We start from the raw sequence: 15,143 nt of genomic DNA on the forward strand, positions 1-15,143 counted from the left end.
AATGGTTAATCTACTACACTTCTCCGGTAATAGCCGGTCGGATTCTTTCTTAAAAAAGAAACAACGAAGCACTGCTTCCGCATCGTTGTGTGCGAATGGAGGGTTTTGTGGGGGGGCAAGGGAGGAAGGCGGTTGTTAAATGAAAGAGTCGTGGTCCGGCGGAGCATCTTTTGCTTCTGCCGAACTTTCGTGGTAAGCCTTTTCGAGCATTTCATCCAATAGCGAAGTCAATTGCTGGCAGCTCTCTTTTATCTGTTCCGAACATTCTGCCTTTTGGGTGGGCGAAAGTGAAGTGCCTACTATCAGTTGAGTCTGTTTGTTGATGTGATTGAGAGGAATGTGCACATCGTTATACATCGACCGGATGAAGTTCGATTGCATTCGTTCGCTTTCCTGAGCCTTTTGGGTCTGGCGCAGCAACTCTTTTTGTAGTTTGCGGGTACGTTTCAGGTTGATTGAAAGATAAACAGTAAAGCCGATGACAACGAAAGTCAGTAGGATGGTACTGTAAAAAGCAATGTTCCTGATTCGGGTAATAATGTCCGCTTTTTCCAGTTCCAGTTGTGCGACTTCATTTTTTACCTGTATTTCTCCAAGTTCGCCGAGTTGTTCTTTACGGGTCAGTGAATCGGCCAGAAACATAGCCCGGTCGTAAACCTGACAGGATTCTTCGGCACGTCCCATTTCCCGGAGTAATTTGGCTTTGGTCTTATAGTGCGTCACCGAGGCCGTATTGATAGCCTTACCGGTTTCTACCATCTGGATCAGTGAATCACAAAAGGCGAGTGCTTGTGGATATTCGCCCAGACTACTGAAATAACTTTGACTTAAATCGTAGAAAAAAAGTTTATTGCGTAACAGGGCATCTCCTTTTCCGTGACGGACATAGTTACAATAACGCAGATAATATTCATGTGCTTTCTGTCGCCCTATCAGTTGATGGTTTAGCATCAGTTGCTGGTAGCACAGCACATATAAACTGTTTTTGTAGAAGTAAGGGCGCCGGTGGATTACATCTTCCCGACTGAAATATTCATCCAGTCTTTGCAAGTACTGGTTAGATACTTCCATCAGGCGTTTGCTGTCTTTCAGACTGCGGTAACTCACGCTTAGCATGATATATAGATTGCCTGTAAAGTTTTTGCGGGCAGTAGGTGGAAAACCCTCTGCCAAATTCCATCCTTCTTCCCAATAGGGGAGGGCATTTTTATAATCTATATTTTCGGTCATAGCCATTAACAGATAATGGATCACTCCGGTGAGGAATAGACGTTCGGCCTTTTCATAAGGCGTTTCCGACTCTTTCCGGTCGTTCAGTTCCTGCTGTATCCGGTTGCAGACTTTTACCCTTTCTTCCCGGGGAGCAAGTTGCAGGAGCCGGGCTTTATAAGTCATTTTGTAATAGGTGGCAAGTCCCTCTTCATCTGAGTTTTCCAGCAGCTTTTCTGCTTCGTTCAGCAGAAGGGTAAGTGAATCTTTCTTTTCCGGATCCTGCATATAGTGAATGGTGAGTGTGCTGAGAGATGCACCGATGGCCATTTTATCGTCCGCTTTCTTCCCTTCGGTATAAAGTTTCCGGGCGATTTCCAATTCATCGGGTGAGGAATCGGACAGGTCTAATATATTGATTAGTAATTTGGCACGTTGAGTAGGCTCTTTCGTTTTTTGCAGTATGTTTTGTAAACTGTCCTTGATCGAAGGGGCGGCTTGGGATATTGTTACAATGAATAGCAATATAATCCAGATGTAGTATTTCTTTTTCATTTCTTAGCGTTCTCCATCGGTAGGGTAAATATAAAGCGGGATCCTTTCGTATACGTCTTGTCAATGTAGATATCTCCTTGCATGTGCCTGATGATCAGTTTACAAAGGTAAAGTCCCAATCCGCTTCCTTGCCTGAAAGTATCCAGTTTGGTGAAGCGCCGGAAAACATATTCGTGCTTGTCCGTCGGTACTCCACATCCCGTATCTGTAACACTGACCATCAGCATCTTCCGTCTGCTGTCTTTCCGGCAACTGAGATTGATGAACCCCTGAGTCGTAAACTTATTGGCGTTGTTCAGCAAAGCCCGGAGCAATAAGCTAAGATATTGCGGGTGGGCATAGACTTTATAATCGTTCTCCGGTAAATTGAGTTGATAATCTATTTCCGGTTTTCCTTCCGTTTCTTCCAGATATTGCATTTCGAGACGGCAATAGTGGTTTATTTCTATAGGTTTCAGTGTGAGACTTGCTGTCAGGCTATCCAGATTGGCCACTTCTACCAGGCTATGGAGCAGTGAGGTGAGCAGACGGGTGTTTTCCTGAATAATAAGCTGGTAATCCTTTTGTTCTTCGGGAGTAGAGAAGTCATCGCTTAATATTTCGGAGAAGCCGTTGATAGAATTGAGTGGTGTACGTATTTCGTGACAGATGGATTTGATAAAAGATGCTTTCACCTCTTCGCTCTCCTGTGCTTTGATGCTCTGTTGCAATACCTCTTTCTGAAGTCTTTGAGTCTTGGCCAGTGTCTGGTAGTAATATAAGCTGATGCAGATAGCTATGAACAAGATGCATAGAGCAAAGATGAAAGCTACCTGACGCTTTTCTGACTGCAAATTTATTTTTTCAAGTAATAATGTATTTACATCATGTTTCTGGCGGAGGGAGTCGACCTGTGCACCATACTCTTTCTTAATTAGTGAGTCGGAAACGATCATTGATCGGTCGTAGGCTGCGCAAGCCTCTTTATATCGGTGAAGACAACGCAACAGATGCCCTCTGTTCTGGTAAATTTCGACGATGTTGATGTTTTCCGGAGCTTTTCCTGCTTCTATGCTGCGGATTAGTGAGTCATGCCGTGCGAGTGCTTTTTCTTTTTGTGCTTGAGTGAGTGACAGGTAACAATTGTCGGGAAGGAACTTCCCCTTTGCAGATGTACCGTAGTCACTGTACTTTTCTGCCGGGCTGTCATTTGACAAAACGGCAAAATGCTTCGTTTCGCTTGATTCTGTAGCTTGTACGGTCGTCGGGATACCTGCCAACTCTACAAATAATAACAGCATTATATAGTAGCATGCCTGTTTCATCTCTAATTTTAAAACTTGTTATATTTATCTTTTGCTTGTATAAAATAGTCTGCTAAAGTACGCAAAAACTTAATTTAATGCAATGATTTTGAATGGAAATGCGCTTTATTTATATCTCGGTGCGGTAATCTGAAAATAATCATGTAAATTTGCGTCAATTTAATAATCTGATTATTATGTCGTGTATCCTACATATTGAAACCTCTACCGCCGTTTGTTCGGTAGCTGTGAGTGAAGACGGGCAGAATATTTTTGTGAAAGAGGACCTTAAGGGGCCTTCACATGCTGTTTCGTTGGGAGTATTTGTAGATGAAGCATTGTCTTTCATCGATAGTCATGCTATTCCGTTGGATGCGGTTGCCGTCAGTTGCGGTCCCGGATCGTATACCGGATTACGTATCGGTGTTTCAATGGCAAAGGGCATTTGTTACGGGCGTAATGTCCCGTTAATCGGTATTCCTACACTGGAGGTACTGAGTGTACCGGTATTGCTTTATCACGAATTGCCCGAAGACGCACTGATTTGTCCGATGATCGATGCCCGGAGAATGGAGGTATATGCGGCTATATACGACCGTGCGCTGAATGTGAGGCGTGAGATTTCAGCCGACATTGTAGACGAAAATTCTTATCTTGAGTTTTTAGAGAAGCACCCGGTTTATTTCTTTGGGAACGGAGCAGCAAAGTGTCGTGAAAAGATTACGCATCCCAACGCGCATTTTATTGACGACATCCATCCATTGGCAAAGATGATGTTTCCACTTGCCGAAAAAGCGATTGCTATTAATGATTATAAAGATGTGGCTTATTTTGAGCCCTTCTATCTGAAAGAGTTTGTGGCTTCCCAACCCAAGAAGTTACTTTGATACTTTTCAACCCTTTGGATTTTCTATTTTCAAATTAAAATTTAACTACATGCAGTATAATACTCAACAGAAAAGAATGCCGCTGCCCGAATATGGGCGCAGTATCCAGAATATGGTCGATTTTGCATTGACTATACAAGACCGTTCCGAACGCCAGCGTTGTGCCAATACCGTTATCAATATCATGGGTAACATGTTTCCTCATTTGAGAGATGTACCCGATTTCAAACATAAGCTGTGGGATCATCTGGCCATTATGTCAGACTTTAAGCTGGATATAGACTATCCTTACGAGATTATCCGCAAGGACAATCTGGTGACGAAACCCGATTCGATTCCTTATCCGAGCACTAAGATCCGTTATCGCCACTATGGCCGTACACTGGAAGTGTTGATTAAAAAGGCATGTGAGTTTCCGGAAGGGGACGAAAAGAAGAATCTGGTAGCCCTTATCTGCAATCACATGAAGAAAGATTATATGGCTTGGAACAAAGATACGGTGGACGACCGGAAGATCGCTGAAGATCTGGCTGAATTCTCAGGAGGTAAATTGCAGATGGATGACGAGATTTTGCGTTTGATGTCTGAACGTATTGCCCAGAATTATCGTCCGCGTACGAATAACAACAATAACCAGAGAAATAATAATCAGAGAAGAAAATTCTAAGCAAGGAGATTATTATCATTAATCATTAACCACTAATCACCTAAAACATGGCTTCATTTGTAATCGAAGGAGGACACAGGCTCAGTGGGGACATTCATCCGCAAGGTGCCAAAAACGAAGTGTTGCAGATTATCTGCGCTACGTTGCTTACCGCCGAAGAAGTGACAGTAAATAACATCCCGGATATTCTGGACGTCAATAACCTGATTCAATTGATGCGGGATATGGGAGTAACGGTGGCGAAGACAGGTGTCGATTCATATAGCTTTAAAGCTGAAAATGTAGATCTCGCTTATCTGGAGAGCGATGAATTCCTGAAGAAATGTTCCAGCCTGCGGGGATCGGTGATGTTGATCGGACCGATGGTTGCCCGTTTTGGCAAAGCAATGATATCCAAACCGGGTGGAGATAAAATCGGTCGTCGGCGATTGGATACGCACTTTGTGGGGATCCAGAACCTGGGAGCTGACTTTGCTTATAATGAAGAACGTGGGGTATACGAGATTTCGGCACAAGAGCTGAAAGGTACTTATATGCTGCTCGATGAAGCCTCTGTTACCGGAACAGCCAATATAGTGATGGCTGCTGTGCTTGCCAAAGGGATGACTACGATTTATAATGCCGCTTGTGAACCTTATTTGCAGCAGCTTTGTAAAATGTTGAACCGGATGGGAGCAAAAATCAGCGGCATAGCTTCGAACCTGCTGACGATTGAAGGGGTGGACGAACTCCATGGAACGGATCATACCGTATTGCCGGATATGATTGAAGTAGGCAGTTTCATCGGTATGGCTGCAATGACCCGTAGCGAAATAACCATTAAGAATGTCTCTTACGAGAATTTAGGCATTATTCCTGAAAGTTTCCGTCGGTTGGGCATTAAGCTCGAACAGAGAGGAGATGATATTTATGTACCGGCTCAGGACTGTTATCAAATCGAATCTTTTATCGACGGATCTATTATGACCATTGCCGATGCTCCCTGGCCGGGGCTGACTCCGGACTTGTTGAGTGTCATGCTGGTAGTGGCTACCCAGGCGAAAGGGAGTGTGCTGATTCATCAGAAGATGTTCGAAAGCCGCCTCTTCTTTGTGGATAAGTTAATTGACATGGGGGCCCAGATCATTCTTTGCGATCCGCACCGTGCAGTCGTTATCGGTCATAATCATGGATTTACTTTGCGGGGTGGCAATATGACATCTCCCGATATACGTGCCGGTATCGCCTTGCTTATCGCTGCGATGAGTGCCGAAGGCATTAGCCGGATCCATAATATTGAGCAGATCGACCGGGGATATCAAAACATTGAAGGGCGTCTGAATGCCATCGGAGCCAGAATCACACGCATATGATAAGAAGAGAAGACGTATATAAGATCGGATTATTCAATAAACCGCATGGTATCCACGGAGAATTGTCGTTTACCTTTACGGATGATATTTTTGACCGGGTAGACTGCGATTACCTGATTTGCCGGCTGGATGATATCTTTGTTCCCTTTTTTATAGAAGAGTACCGTTTTCGGTCCGACTCTACCGCTTTGGTAAAACTTGAAGGGGTGGATACGGCCGAACGTGCCCGGATGTTTACCAATGTGGAAGTCTATTTCCCGGTGGAGCATGTAGAAGAGGCCGAACCGGGAGAACTGTCATGGAGCTTTTTTGTGGGTTTTCGGGTGGAAGATGTTCACCACGGTGCTTTAGGTGAGGTGACAGACGTAGATACATCTACCGTTAACACTTTGTTTGTGGTGGACCGGGATGGAGATGAACTGCTGATTCCGGCACAGGAAGAATTTATAGCCGGTATTGACCAGAAACACAAAATCATTACAGTCGATTTGCCCGAGGGCCTGCTGTCTTTGGACGAGTGCGATGATGAAGAAAGTTAAATAGCATAAAGAAACAGGCGGCAAGTAAAGCGAAATGCTTACATTTGTACGCTATATCCCTATAATAATGCCGAAAAAGAAACGCAGTAAAGCTTTTTGGAACAATATTAAGTTCAAGTACAAACTCACTATCATCAACGAGAATACGCTCGAAGAGGTGGTGGGACTTCATGTATCCAAGTTGAACGGGCTTTCCGTGTTACTTTCGGTTCTGACCCTGCTTTTCCTGTTTGCTGCTGCCATTATCACTTTCACCCCTTTACGCAACTATTTGCCGGGATATATGAACAGTGATATTCGTGCGCAGGTTGTAGAGAATGCCTTGCGGGTGGATTCTTTGCAACAGCTGGTGGACCGTCAGAATATGTATATCATGAATATACAAGATATTTTCAGCGGAACAGTGCGGGTGGATACCGTACAGTCAATGGATTCACTGACCACTATGCGTGAAGATTCGTTGATAGCCCGTTCCGAACGTGAAGAAGCTTTCCGTCGCCAATATGAAGAGACCGAAAAATATAATCTGACCTCTATTACCTCTCAGCCCGATGTGAACGGATTGATTTTCTATCGTCCGACCCGTGGTATGATATCCGATCATTTTAATGCTGAGAAGAAACATTTTGGAACCGATATTGCCGCTAATCCCAATGAAAGTGTTCTGGCCACCCTTGACGGTACAGTCATATTGAGTACTTATACGGCCGAAACCGGTTACCTGATCGAGGTACAGCATAACCAGGACTTTGTATCAGTCTATAAACATTGCGGTTCGTTGCTGAAGCGTGAGGGAGATACTGTGAAAGGCGGTGAAGCAATTGCTCTGGTCGGGAATAGCGGAACGCTCACTACCGGTCCGCATCTCCATTTTGAACTTTGGCACAGAGGACGGCCGGTTAATCCTGAAAAATACATTGTATTCTAATAATGAACGAGATAAAGAAAAAACAAATAGCTATCTTAGGTTCTACGGGCTCTATCGGTACACAGGCCTTACAGGTTATCGAGGAGCATTCCGAACTGTATGAAGTTTATGCACTGACTGCCTATAATAAGGTAGATCTCCTGATAGCTCAGGCACGTAAGTTCCTGCCTGAGGCTGTGGTTATAGCTAACGAAGAGAAATATGTACAACTGAAAGAGGCCCTCAGCGATCTGCCTGTTAAAGTTTACGCCGGTACTGCCGCTTTATGCCAGATTGTAGAGTCCGGTCCTATTGACGTCGTACTGACAGCTATGGTAGGCTATGCAGGGCTGAAGCCGACCATGAATGCCATTCGTGCCGGAAAAGCGATTGCGCTTGCCAACAAGGAGACGCTGGTTGTTGCCGGAGAGCTGATTAATCAGTTGGCACAGCAATACCGTACACCGATTCTTCCTGTCGATTCTGAACATTCAGCCGTGTTTCAGTGTTTGGCCGGAGAGGTGGGCAATCCGATCGAGAAAGTAATTCTGACTGCTTCCGGTGGTCCTTTCCGTACATGTACCATGGATCAGCTGAAAACCGTGACGAAGGTGCAGGCATTGAAGCATCCGAATTGGGAAATGGGAGCCAAGATCACCATTGATTCTGCTTCGATGATGAACAAAGGCTTTGAAGTGATTGAAGCTAAATGGCTGTTTGGAGTACATCCCAGTCAGATAGAGGTGGTAGTACATCCGCAGTCTGTTATCCATTCGATGGTACAATTCGAGGATGGAGCCGTAAAGGCCCAGTTGGGTATGCCGGATATGCGTCTGCCTATCCAATACGCTTTCTCTTATCCGGATCGTGTCAACTCGTCTTTTGACCGGCTTGACTTTTCGAAATGTACGAACCTTACTTTTGAGCAACCCGATACCAAGCGGTTCCGTAATCTGGCCTTGGCTTACGAATCGATGTATAGGGGAGGGAATATGCCCTGCATTGTCAATGCGGCTAATGAAGTGGTAGTGGCTGCTTTCCTTCGTGATGAAATCAGCTTTCTCGGCATGAGTGATGTGATAGAACAGACCATGGGACAGGTATCTTTTGTACAGACTCCTACCTATGATGACTATGTGGCAACCGATGCGGAAGCACGCCGGATTGCCCGTGAATTAATTTGTAAATAAATAAATTGTAAATAATCTGATGGAAACATTTTTAATCCGTGCCCTGCAATTGATTATGAGCTTATCTTTGCTCGTCATCATTCATGAAGGGGGGCACTTTCTCTTTGCCCGCCTGTTTAAAGTACGGGTAGAAAAATTTTGCTTATTCTTTGACCCTTGGTTCACACTATTCAAATTTAAACCTAAAAAAAGTGAGACAGAATATGCTGTCGGTTGGCTGCCTTTGGGAGGTTATGTCAAGATTGCCGGTATGATTGACGAGTCAATGGATACGGAGCAGATGAAACAACCCGAACAACCATGGGAGTTCCGCTCCAAACCTGCATGGCAGCGCCTGTTGATTATGGTAGGCGGCGTGTTGTTCAACTTCCTCCTGGCCTTGTTCATTTATTCCATGATTTTGTTTAAATGGGGTGATCAATACATTCCCGTACAGGAAGCTCCGTTGGGTATGGATTTTAATGAAACGGCCAAGGCGGTGGGATTCCAGGACGGAGACATTTTGTTGTCTGCCGATGGAGTGGACTTTGTACGTTATGATCCCGACATGCTCAGTCAGATAGCCGATGCTCGTGAGGTGACCGTGTTGCGTGAGGGTAAAAAGGCCTCTGTATACATCCCGGAAGATATGATGCAGCGTTTGCTGGCAGACAGTGTTCGTTTTGCCGAATTCCGCTATCCTTATGTAGTAGACAGTGTGATGGTCAATTCACCTGCGGCAATGGCCGGTATCCAGCAGGGAGACAGTATCATTGCCCTCGATGGAAAGTCGATTTCTTATTCGGACTTCCTGATGGCTATGGCTGACCGAAGAAAGAATGCAGCAGCATTACAGAAAGATAGCATCGATCCGCACCAGATCACGTTGACTTATGTACGCGACGGAAAGACAGATATGCTGACTGTGGTCACTGACTCCGCTTTCAAGATGGGGGTAGTGGCTATTCTGTATACAGATCAGCTTCTTCCTGTTATAAAGAAAGAGTATGGCTTTTTCGAATCATTCCCTGCCGGTGCGGCGTTGGGGGTGAAGACGTTGAAAGGTTATGTGGGTAATATGAAATATCTCTTCTCCAAGGAGGGTGCCAAACAGTTGGGTGGTTTCGGAACCATCGGCAGTATTTTCCCTGCAACCTGGAACTGGCACCAGTTCTGGTACATGACCGCTTTCCTGTCTATCATCCTTGCGTTTATGAACATCCTGCCTATCCCTGCACTGGATGGTGGACACGTACTGTTCTTGTTCTATGAAATCATTGCCCGCCGCAAGCCGAGTGATAAATTTATGGAATATGCACAGATGACGGGTATGATCCTGTTGTTCGGTCTCTTGATTTGGGCAAATTTCAATGATATACTGAGGTTCTTCTTTTAGACGGAAGTAACATCTTATAAATAAACTACGAGCTGCAAGTGATTGCGTGATTATTCCGCGGATACTTGCAGCTCGTGGTTTATTATCGTTAATGGTAGTTTTTTATATTTTCAGCATCTTCTTTTCTCTCTCCAGATCCGATTCATCCAACTTGGGTGACGGTACTGTACAGGTTTTTATGTAGTCGCCTTCCTGGCATGTATAGTTATAATAGATCTCTTCTTCCGGTGTCAGTTCCGCTTTGGGAATCAGTCTGCCTTCCATTTTCAGAAATGCGTCTATATCCGTGCTGTCCGATTGCTTCACCAGGACGATTCTCCGCGCTATCGGGTTGTGGTTGTAGTCCAGACATAGATACAATCCCTTTAGCATGTTGGGATATTCATAATGTGGCAGTTGCAGATAAATGGTGACCATGGCAAACTGTGGCAGTTCCCGTTCGTTGAACATCAGATAGGAGTTTTGATGATTGCTGATGATGCCGCTTCCCCAATGTACCGATTTATAAGCATTGATCATGCCTACTTTGACGTAATCATTATTCTCTGATGCGCAGATCAGATAGGGTTCTGCCTTGAGACTGTCAGTCGATGAAGAGAGACTGTAACTCAGATATGTACCGCTATAGTTATACACTTCTTCTACAGACCCCTGCATTTCTTTTTCCAGGAGTTTCAGGAACGTATTTCCCATGTTGTTTGTTTCCTGATCGGGTTCCAGGTCGAACAAGCGCTCCTTCATTCCGCTCAGATTGCCAAGCAGGCGTTTTTTCGACACATTGTTCACCAAAGCCAGTGCTTCGTCCAGTGCCTCTTCCTGTGTTTTGGTTTTTTGCAGATTCAGGTAAGCAGGAAGTACACTCGAATAGAGTGCGGACAACACACTGGGGGCCATATTGATCCAGTCGGCTATTTCCTTCATTTTCACTCCGTTGTTACGGAGGTATTCTATTCTTTTGTATATCTCTTCAAGTTCGTTCATGGTATATCGACACGTTGTTTGCATTGCAAATATATGACTTTTGGATTATATAATCATGATATGAATGTTACATTAATATTTCAGCAGAACCCTGCAGAATATAAATGAAATGAATCCTGCAAATTCATTTTTGCTCTGTCCGCTATGCCCTACATTTGCACCGGATTCAAAAACAAGGAAAAATAGATATAAAATGAAAAAGATTGAATGTATCATTATGGACTGGGCCGGAACTGCGGTCGACTACGGATGTTTCGCTCCGGTGGCCGCCTTCATCAAGGCCTTTGCCGAAAAAGGGCTGACGATTGACGTCGTGCAAACCCGCAAACCGATGGGGTTGCCCAAGATTCAGCACATTCGTGAACTGCTGACTATGCCCGAAGTGAACGAGCAATTCACTGCCCGCTATCAGCGTGACTGGACGGAGGAAGACGTGGTGGAACTGAACCGGCTGTTTGAGAAATATCTTTTTGCTTCTCTGAAAGAGTACACAGATCCTATTCCGGGTGTAATCCCTACCTTGGAAAAACTCCGTGCCGAAGGACTGAAGATAGGCTCTACTACCGGTTATACGCGTGAAATGATGGACGTGGTGCAACCTGCGGCTGAGGCTAAAGGTTATCGTGTAGACTATTGTGCTACTCCGAATCTGCTGCCTGCCGGACGTCCGGCTCCGTACATGGTTTTCGAGAATCTCACAAAACTGGGCGTGCCGTGTCTCGATACCGTGGTTAAAGTAGGTGATACCATTGCTGACATCAAAGAAGGTGTCAACGCTAAAGTATGGAGTGTGGGAATCGTGTTGGGCAGTAATGAAATGGCACTTACTGAGAAGGAGGCCGGCAGTCTGTCCGAAACTGAACTCGAGGCCCGCGTCTCCGAAGTCAAAGAACGTATGCTGGCTGCGGGAGCCTCTTACGTCATTCGTAGCATCGAAGAACTTCCCGCACTGATTCAAACTATTAATTCAAAACTCAATTCTTAAAACGATATGAAACCTTATTTGTTATTAACTCCCGGACCTCTTACCACATCAGAAACCGTAAAAGAAACCATGATGACCGACTGGTGTACATGGGACGAGGATTATAACCTGCACATTGTGGAGGAAATGCGTAAACAACTGGTAGGTATTGCCACTCGCAATACGGAGGAGTACACTTCCGTACTTTTGCAAGGTAGCGGCACTTATTGTGTGGAAGCAGTTATCGGTGCTGCCATCGGAAAGAACGATAAACTTCTGATTTGCAGTAATGGTGCTTATGGTGACCGTATGGGAAATATTGCCGAATATTATCATATCGACTATGATCTCCTTGCTTTTGAAGAAACGGAACAGGTATCGGTAGACTATGTGGACGATTACCTGAGCAATAACTCAGACATTACTCACGTGGCTTTCGTTCACTGCGAAACGACTACCGGTATCCTGAATCCGTTGAAAGAGTTGGCGCATGTCGTGAAAATGCATGGTAAGAAGCTTATTGTGGATGCTATGAGCAGCTTCGGAGGTATCCCGATGGATGTCAGTGAACTGGGAATCGATTTCCTGATCAGCAGTGCCAATAAGTGCATCCAGGGTGTGCCGGGTTTTGGATTCATCATTGCCCGTCGTTCCGAGTTGATGCGTTGCAAAGGAGTTGCCCGCTCACTTTCACTCGATATTTATGACCAGTGGGAGACAATGGAGAAAGGACATGGCAAATGGCGCTTCACTTCGCCCACCCACGTGGTGCGTGCATTCAAGCAAGCTCTTACCGAACTGATTGAAGAGGGAGGAGTAGAGGCGCGCTACCGGCGTTATTGCGAGAATCACCGGGTATTGGTGGAGGGTATGCGTTCGCTGGGATTCAAGACTTTGCTCGATGATGCTATCCAGTCGCCTATCATCACTTCCTTCCTTTACCCGAAAGCAGGATTCGATTTTAAAGATTTCTATACTGCTCTGAAAGCTAAGGGATTTGTTATCTATCCCGGAAAAATCTCAAAAGCGGATACTTTCCGTATCGGTAACATCGGAGATGTACATCCGGAGGACTTTGCCCGCTTGGTAGAAGTTGTGAGAGAAACTGAATACTAATGAATGATTATTGAGTTTTTGTCTTTAACGTAGAAGGTTGTGAAAGCCGCATACTACTCACTACTGCTGCGACAAAAGCAAATCCGCTGCCTGCTATCAGACAGACCGCTGTACTTTTTTCGTGTACTACGAAACTGAAGAGTAAAGCAACCAGCGTTGTACCGAATGTCTGTCCTAAAAGCCGTGCCATACCCAACATTCCGCTGGCTCCCCCCGAACGTTGTGTAGGAGCGGAAGAGATGATTGTACTGTTGTTGGGCGTCTGGAAAATACCGAAACCTGCACCGCAAAGCATCAATCGCAGAATGATACTGATGACCGATGAATCTGCTGTTAATGTAGATAAAGAATAAAGCCCGATGCAGAATAATGCCATACCGATACTGCCCAGTATGCCGGGGTGGATGCGCTCCACAAGGTATCCGGCTGCCGGTGCTGTCACCAATGTGGCGATGGGCCACGGAGTCAGCAGCAATCCCGTCATTACTTCGCTGTATCCCAGTGAGTTTTGCAGGAAAAAAGGAAGAGAAACCATAGCCAGCATCTGTGCCGTGAACGAACAGATGGAAGTCAGGATCGATAACCTGAAGATAGGTATTCCCAGTAGGTCGAGCGGTAAAAGAGGGGATGGCTGGTTCAGTTGCCTGTGGACATAATACGTGCCGACAATGGCCAATACAGCCAGTTGGATGGCTATATAATCGTTTTTCTCGTGATGGGCAAATCCGTCCAGTGTATAGATAAGTAGTCCGAAGGTGATAGCGTTGGCTATGGCACTGAGCTTATCGAATTTCCGGTTGGAACGTTCTTCTTTTCTCGGCAGGTACTTGCATCCCAATATCAGGGCTGCAAGCCCCAGAGGGACATTGATGGCAAACAACCAATGCCACGAGGCGATGGAAAGAATGCCGCTTGCCACCGAAGGTCCGGCTGCAGCCGATATGGCCACTACCATGGCATTGATCCCCATTCCTCTTCCTATCTGATTTCGGGGATAGATGGTACGTAACTGGGCAGTGTTGACACTTGTGATGGCTGAGGCGCTGAAGCCCTGGAAAATGCGGGCAAGGGTCAGAGTCCAGAACGAATGGGAGAGGGCGCATATCAGGGAAGTGACTATGAACATGGCAATGCCTGAAAGAAAGATCTTCCGGTATCCGTATATTTCGCCTAACGACGAAAACGAAAGCAGCGATATCACAATGGCGAGCTGATACCCGTTGATGATCCAGGTTGTGACCGCAGGTGAAGTTCCGAAGTCGTGCGAGAGGGTCGGGAGTACTACATTGATGATATTGATGTCGAGCACCGACATACATAAGGCGAAAGAGATGCCGACAACTGCCCAGATGCGGCGATGGAGGGGGAGACCGTCAGTTTCGTCAATTTCCGAAGTTTGTGTAAGCTGAGCCATAAAGAACCTTTTAAAAGAACTGCCACAAAGGTAAACAAAGTCAAGCTTCTTCGGTTTGAGAGGACAATGATATATAAGTTTTTTTAATTCATGAATTTCAGCGAGGCATGTAGCGGAAGTCTTTTTCGATACGGATGACACAGATTTACACTGGATCTTATTGTTGATAATCAGCAAAATGAATCAGCAATCCATGTAAATCTGTGTCATCTGTAGTTCTGCTTCCGATACGCCTTCATGTGTATGTCAGCCTGATAATCCTCTGATTGCTGCTACCTCTGAATTCCAGATGTGGAGAGTAAAGTTCTTGTCTGAAGCGTCCGTCCACCAATACATCTATATAAGGTAGTACGGCAGCCAGTGCCGGATCTGCCTGAATCTCTTCGTACGTATATCCTGTATAGCACCAGATATTCTGTCCTGTCTCTTCTTTTATCCTCCGGATAAGCGGAAGAAACGCTTCCGGGTTGTAAAGGGGATCTCCGCCGGAGAAAGTCACGCCATCCAGTAACGGATTCGAATTGATTTCACGGATGATGCAGTCCAGACGCTTTTCTGTCAATTCATCTCCGGCCTGCGGATTCCAACTTTCCGGATTATGACAACCCGGACAGCCGTGCCGGCAACCTGCCAGATAGATGGAATACCGGATACCTTCTCCGTCGACAATCGTTTCCGGATATGTATAAAGTATATTCATGACT

General features: G+C 45.4%; 14 protein-coding genes. 9 read left to right on the forward strand and 5 right to left on the reverse strand.

Annotated features, from left to right (window positions below):
* Nucleotides 1-135: 135 nt before the first annotated feature.
* A complete protein-coding gene (locus QK890_RS10690; protein WP_032531953.1) occupies nucleotides 136-1,764 on the reverse strand; it encodes a hypothetical protein in 1,629 nt (542 codons plus the stop codon).
* Nucleotides 1,761-3,068, reverse strand: coding sequence for a sensor histidine kinase (locus QK890_RS10695; protein ID WP_367627331.1), 1,308 nt, complete (start codon nucleotides 3,066-3,068; stop codon nucleotides 1,761-1,763). Before QK890_RS10695 ends, QK890_RS10690 begins: the two co-directional genes overlap by 4 nt.
* 176 nt (nucleotides 3,069-3,244) lie before the next feature.
* Between QK890_RS10695 and tsaB the strand changes: the two genes are divergently transcribed.
* From tsaB to rseP, 7 genes are all read left to right on the forward strand, one after another.
* Nucleotides 3,245-3,934: a tRNA (adenosine(37)-N6)-threonylcarbamoyltransferase complex dimerization subunit type 1 TsaB gene (gene tsaB / locus QK890_RS10700; protein ID WP_005808245.1), complete on the forward strand. Its 690-nt coding sequence runs from the start codon at nucleotides 3,245-3,247 to the stop codon at nucleotides 3,932-3,934.
* A 49-nt stretch (nucleotides 3,935-3,983) separates the two neighbouring features.
* On the forward strand, nucleotides 3,984-4,601 hold the full coding sequence (locus tag QK890_RS10705) for a DUF4290 domain-containing protein (protein ID WP_005781202.1): 618 nt from the start codon (nucleotides 3,984-3,986) through the stop codon (nucleotides 4,599-4,601).
* Nucleotides 4,602-4,648: 47 nt separating this feature from the next.
* Entirely contained in the window at nucleotides 4,649-5,953 is a 1,305-nt protein-coding gene (gene murA / locus QK890_RS10710) for a UDP-N-acetylglucosamine 1-carboxyvinyltransferase (RefSeq protein WP_005808243.1), read from the forward strand.
* Nucleotides 5,950-6,492 (forward strand): ribosome maturation factor RimM, encoded by a 543-nt coding sequence (gene rimM / locus QK890_RS10715; protein ID WP_005808241.1) that lies wholly within the window; start codon nucleotides 5,950-5,952, stop codon nucleotides 6,490-6,492. The genes murA and rimM overlap by 4 nt, the downstream gene beginning before the upstream one ends.
* 67 nt (nucleotides 6,493-6,559) lie before the next feature.
* Entirely contained in the window at nucleotides 6,560-7,420 is an 861-nt protein-coding gene (locus QK890_RS10720; RefSeq protein ID WP_005821606.1) for a M23 family metallopeptidase, read from the forward strand.
* Between the two features lie 2 nt (nucleotides 7,421-7,422).
* On the forward strand, nucleotides 7,423-8,589 hold the full coding sequence (locus QK890_RS10725) for a 1-deoxy-D-xylulose-5-phosphate reductoisomerase (RefSeq protein WP_032531951.1): 1,167 nt from the start codon (nucleotides 7,423-7,425) through the stop codon (nucleotides 8,587-8,589).
* Nucleotides 8,590-8,608: 19 nt separating this feature from the next.
* The gene (gene rseP / locus QK890_RS10730; protein ID WP_317467306.1) at nucleotides 8,609-9,964 is read left to right on the forward strand and encodes an RIP metalloprotease RseP; all 1,356 of its coding nucleotides are present in this window, start codon (nucleotides 8,609-8,611) and stop codon (nucleotides 9,962-9,964) included.
* Nucleotides 9,965-10,066: 102 nt separating this feature from the next.
* On the opposite strand, the gene QK890_RS10735 is transcribed toward rseP, so the two are convergent.
* A complete protein-coding gene (locus tag QK890_RS10735) occupies nucleotides 10,067-10,945 on the reverse strand; it encodes a hypothetical protein (protein ID WP_005808233.1) in 879 nt (292 codons plus the stop codon).
* A gap of 193 nt (nucleotides 10,946-11,138) precedes the next feature.
* Here QK890_RS10735 and phnX point away from each other — a divergent pair, with 193 nt between their 5' ends.
* Both phnX and phnW read left to right on the forward strand, forming a co-directional pair.
* Nucleotides 11,139-11,930, forward strand: a complete 792-nt coding sequence (gene phnX, locus QK890_RS10740) for a phosphonoacetaldehyde hydrolase (protein ID WP_005808231.1) — start codon at nucleotides 11,139-11,141, stop codon at nucleotides 11,928-11,930.
* 6 nt (nucleotides 11,931-11,936) lie between these two features.
* Nucleotides 11,937-13,025, forward strand: coding sequence for a 2-aminoethylphosphonate--pyruvate transaminase (gene phnW / locus QK890_RS10745; RefSeq protein ID WP_005808229.1), 1,089 nt, complete (start codon nucleotides 11,937-11,939; stop codon nucleotides 13,023-13,025).
* 7 nt (nucleotides 13,026-13,032) lie between these two features.
* Here phnW and QK890_RS10750 read toward each other — a convergent pair whose 3' ends face one another.
* Together QK890_RS10750 and nrdG are read right to left on the reverse strand one after the other, a co-directional pair.
* Complete coding sequence (locus tag QK890_RS10750; RefSeq protein ID WP_005808227.1) at nucleotides 13,033-14,439, reverse strand: MFS transporter; 1,407 nt, start codon at nucleotides 14,437-14,439, stop codon at nucleotides 13,033-13,035.
* A 235-nt stretch (nucleotides 14,440-14,674) separates the two neighbouring features.
* Entirely contained in the window at nucleotides 14,675-15,139 is a 465-nt protein-coding gene (gene nrdG / locus QK890_RS10755) for an anaerobic ribonucleoside-triphosphate reductase activating protein (RefSeq protein ID WP_005781186.1), read from the reverse strand.
* Between the last annotated feature and the right edge of the window lie 4 nt (nucleotides 15,140-15,143).

Source organism: Bacteroides sp. NGMCC 1.200775, assembly GCF_040798045.1.
Taxonomy (GTDB): Bacteria; Bacteroidota; Bacteroidia; order Bacteroidales; family Bacteroidaceae; genus Bacteroides; species Bacteroides hominis.

Excerpts from the sequence above, each read along its gene's own strand:
- murA (WP_005808243.1), top strand. The coding sequence starts at position 4,649 with ATGGCTTCATTTGTAATCGAAGGAGGACACAGGCTCAGTGGGGACATT.
- tsaB (WP_005808245.1), top strand. The coding sequence starts at position 3,245 with ATGTCGTGTATCCTACATATTGAAACCTCTACCGCCGTTTGTTCGGTA.
- nrdG (WP_005781186.1), bottom strand. The coding sequence starts at position 15,139 with ATGAATATACTTTATACATATCCGGAAACGATTGTCGACGGAGAAGGT.
- phnX (WP_005808231.1), top strand. The coding sequence starts at position 11,139 with ATGAAAAAGATTGAATGTATCATTATGGACTGGGCCGGAACTGCGGTC.
- QK890_RS10695 (WP_367627331.1), bottom strand. The coding sequence starts at position 3,068 with ATGAAACAGGCATGCTACTATATAATGCTGTTATTATTTGTAGAGTTG.
- QK890_RS10720 (WP_005821606.1), top strand. The coding sequence starts at position 6,560 with ATGCCGAAAAAGAAACGCAGTAAAGCTTTTTGGAACAATATTAAGTTC.
- rimM (WP_005808241.1), top strand. The coding sequence starts at position 5,950 with ATGATAAGAAGAGAAGACGTATATAAGATCGGATTATTCAATAAACCG.
- QK890_RS10735 (WP_005808233.1), bottom strand. The coding sequence starts at position 10,945 with ATGAACGAACTTGAAGAGATATACAAAAGAATAGAATACCTCCGTAAC.
- phnW (WP_005808229.1), top strand. The coding sequence starts at position 11,937 with ATGAAACCTTATTTGTTATTAACTCCCGGACCTCTTACCACATCAGAA.
- QK890_RS10690 (WP_032531953.1), bottom strand. The coding sequence starts at position 1,764 with ATGAAAAAGAAATACTACATCTGGATTATATTGCTATTCATTGTAACA.
- QK890_RS10750 (WP_005808227.1), bottom strand. The coding sequence starts at position 14,439 with ATGGCTCAGCTTACACAAACTTCGGAAATTGACGAAACTGACGGTCTC.
- rseP (WP_317467306.1), top strand. The coding sequence starts at position 8,609 with ATGGAAACATTTTTAATCCGTGCCCTGCAATTGATTATGAGCTTATCT.
- QK890_RS10725 (WP_032531951.1), top strand. The coding sequence starts at position 7,423 with ATGAACGAGATAAAGAAAAAACAAATAGCTATCTTAGGTTCTACGGGC.
- QK890_RS10705 (WP_005781202.1), top strand. The coding sequence starts at position 3,984 with ATGCAGTATAATACTCAACAGAAAAGAATGCCGCTGCCCGAATATGGG.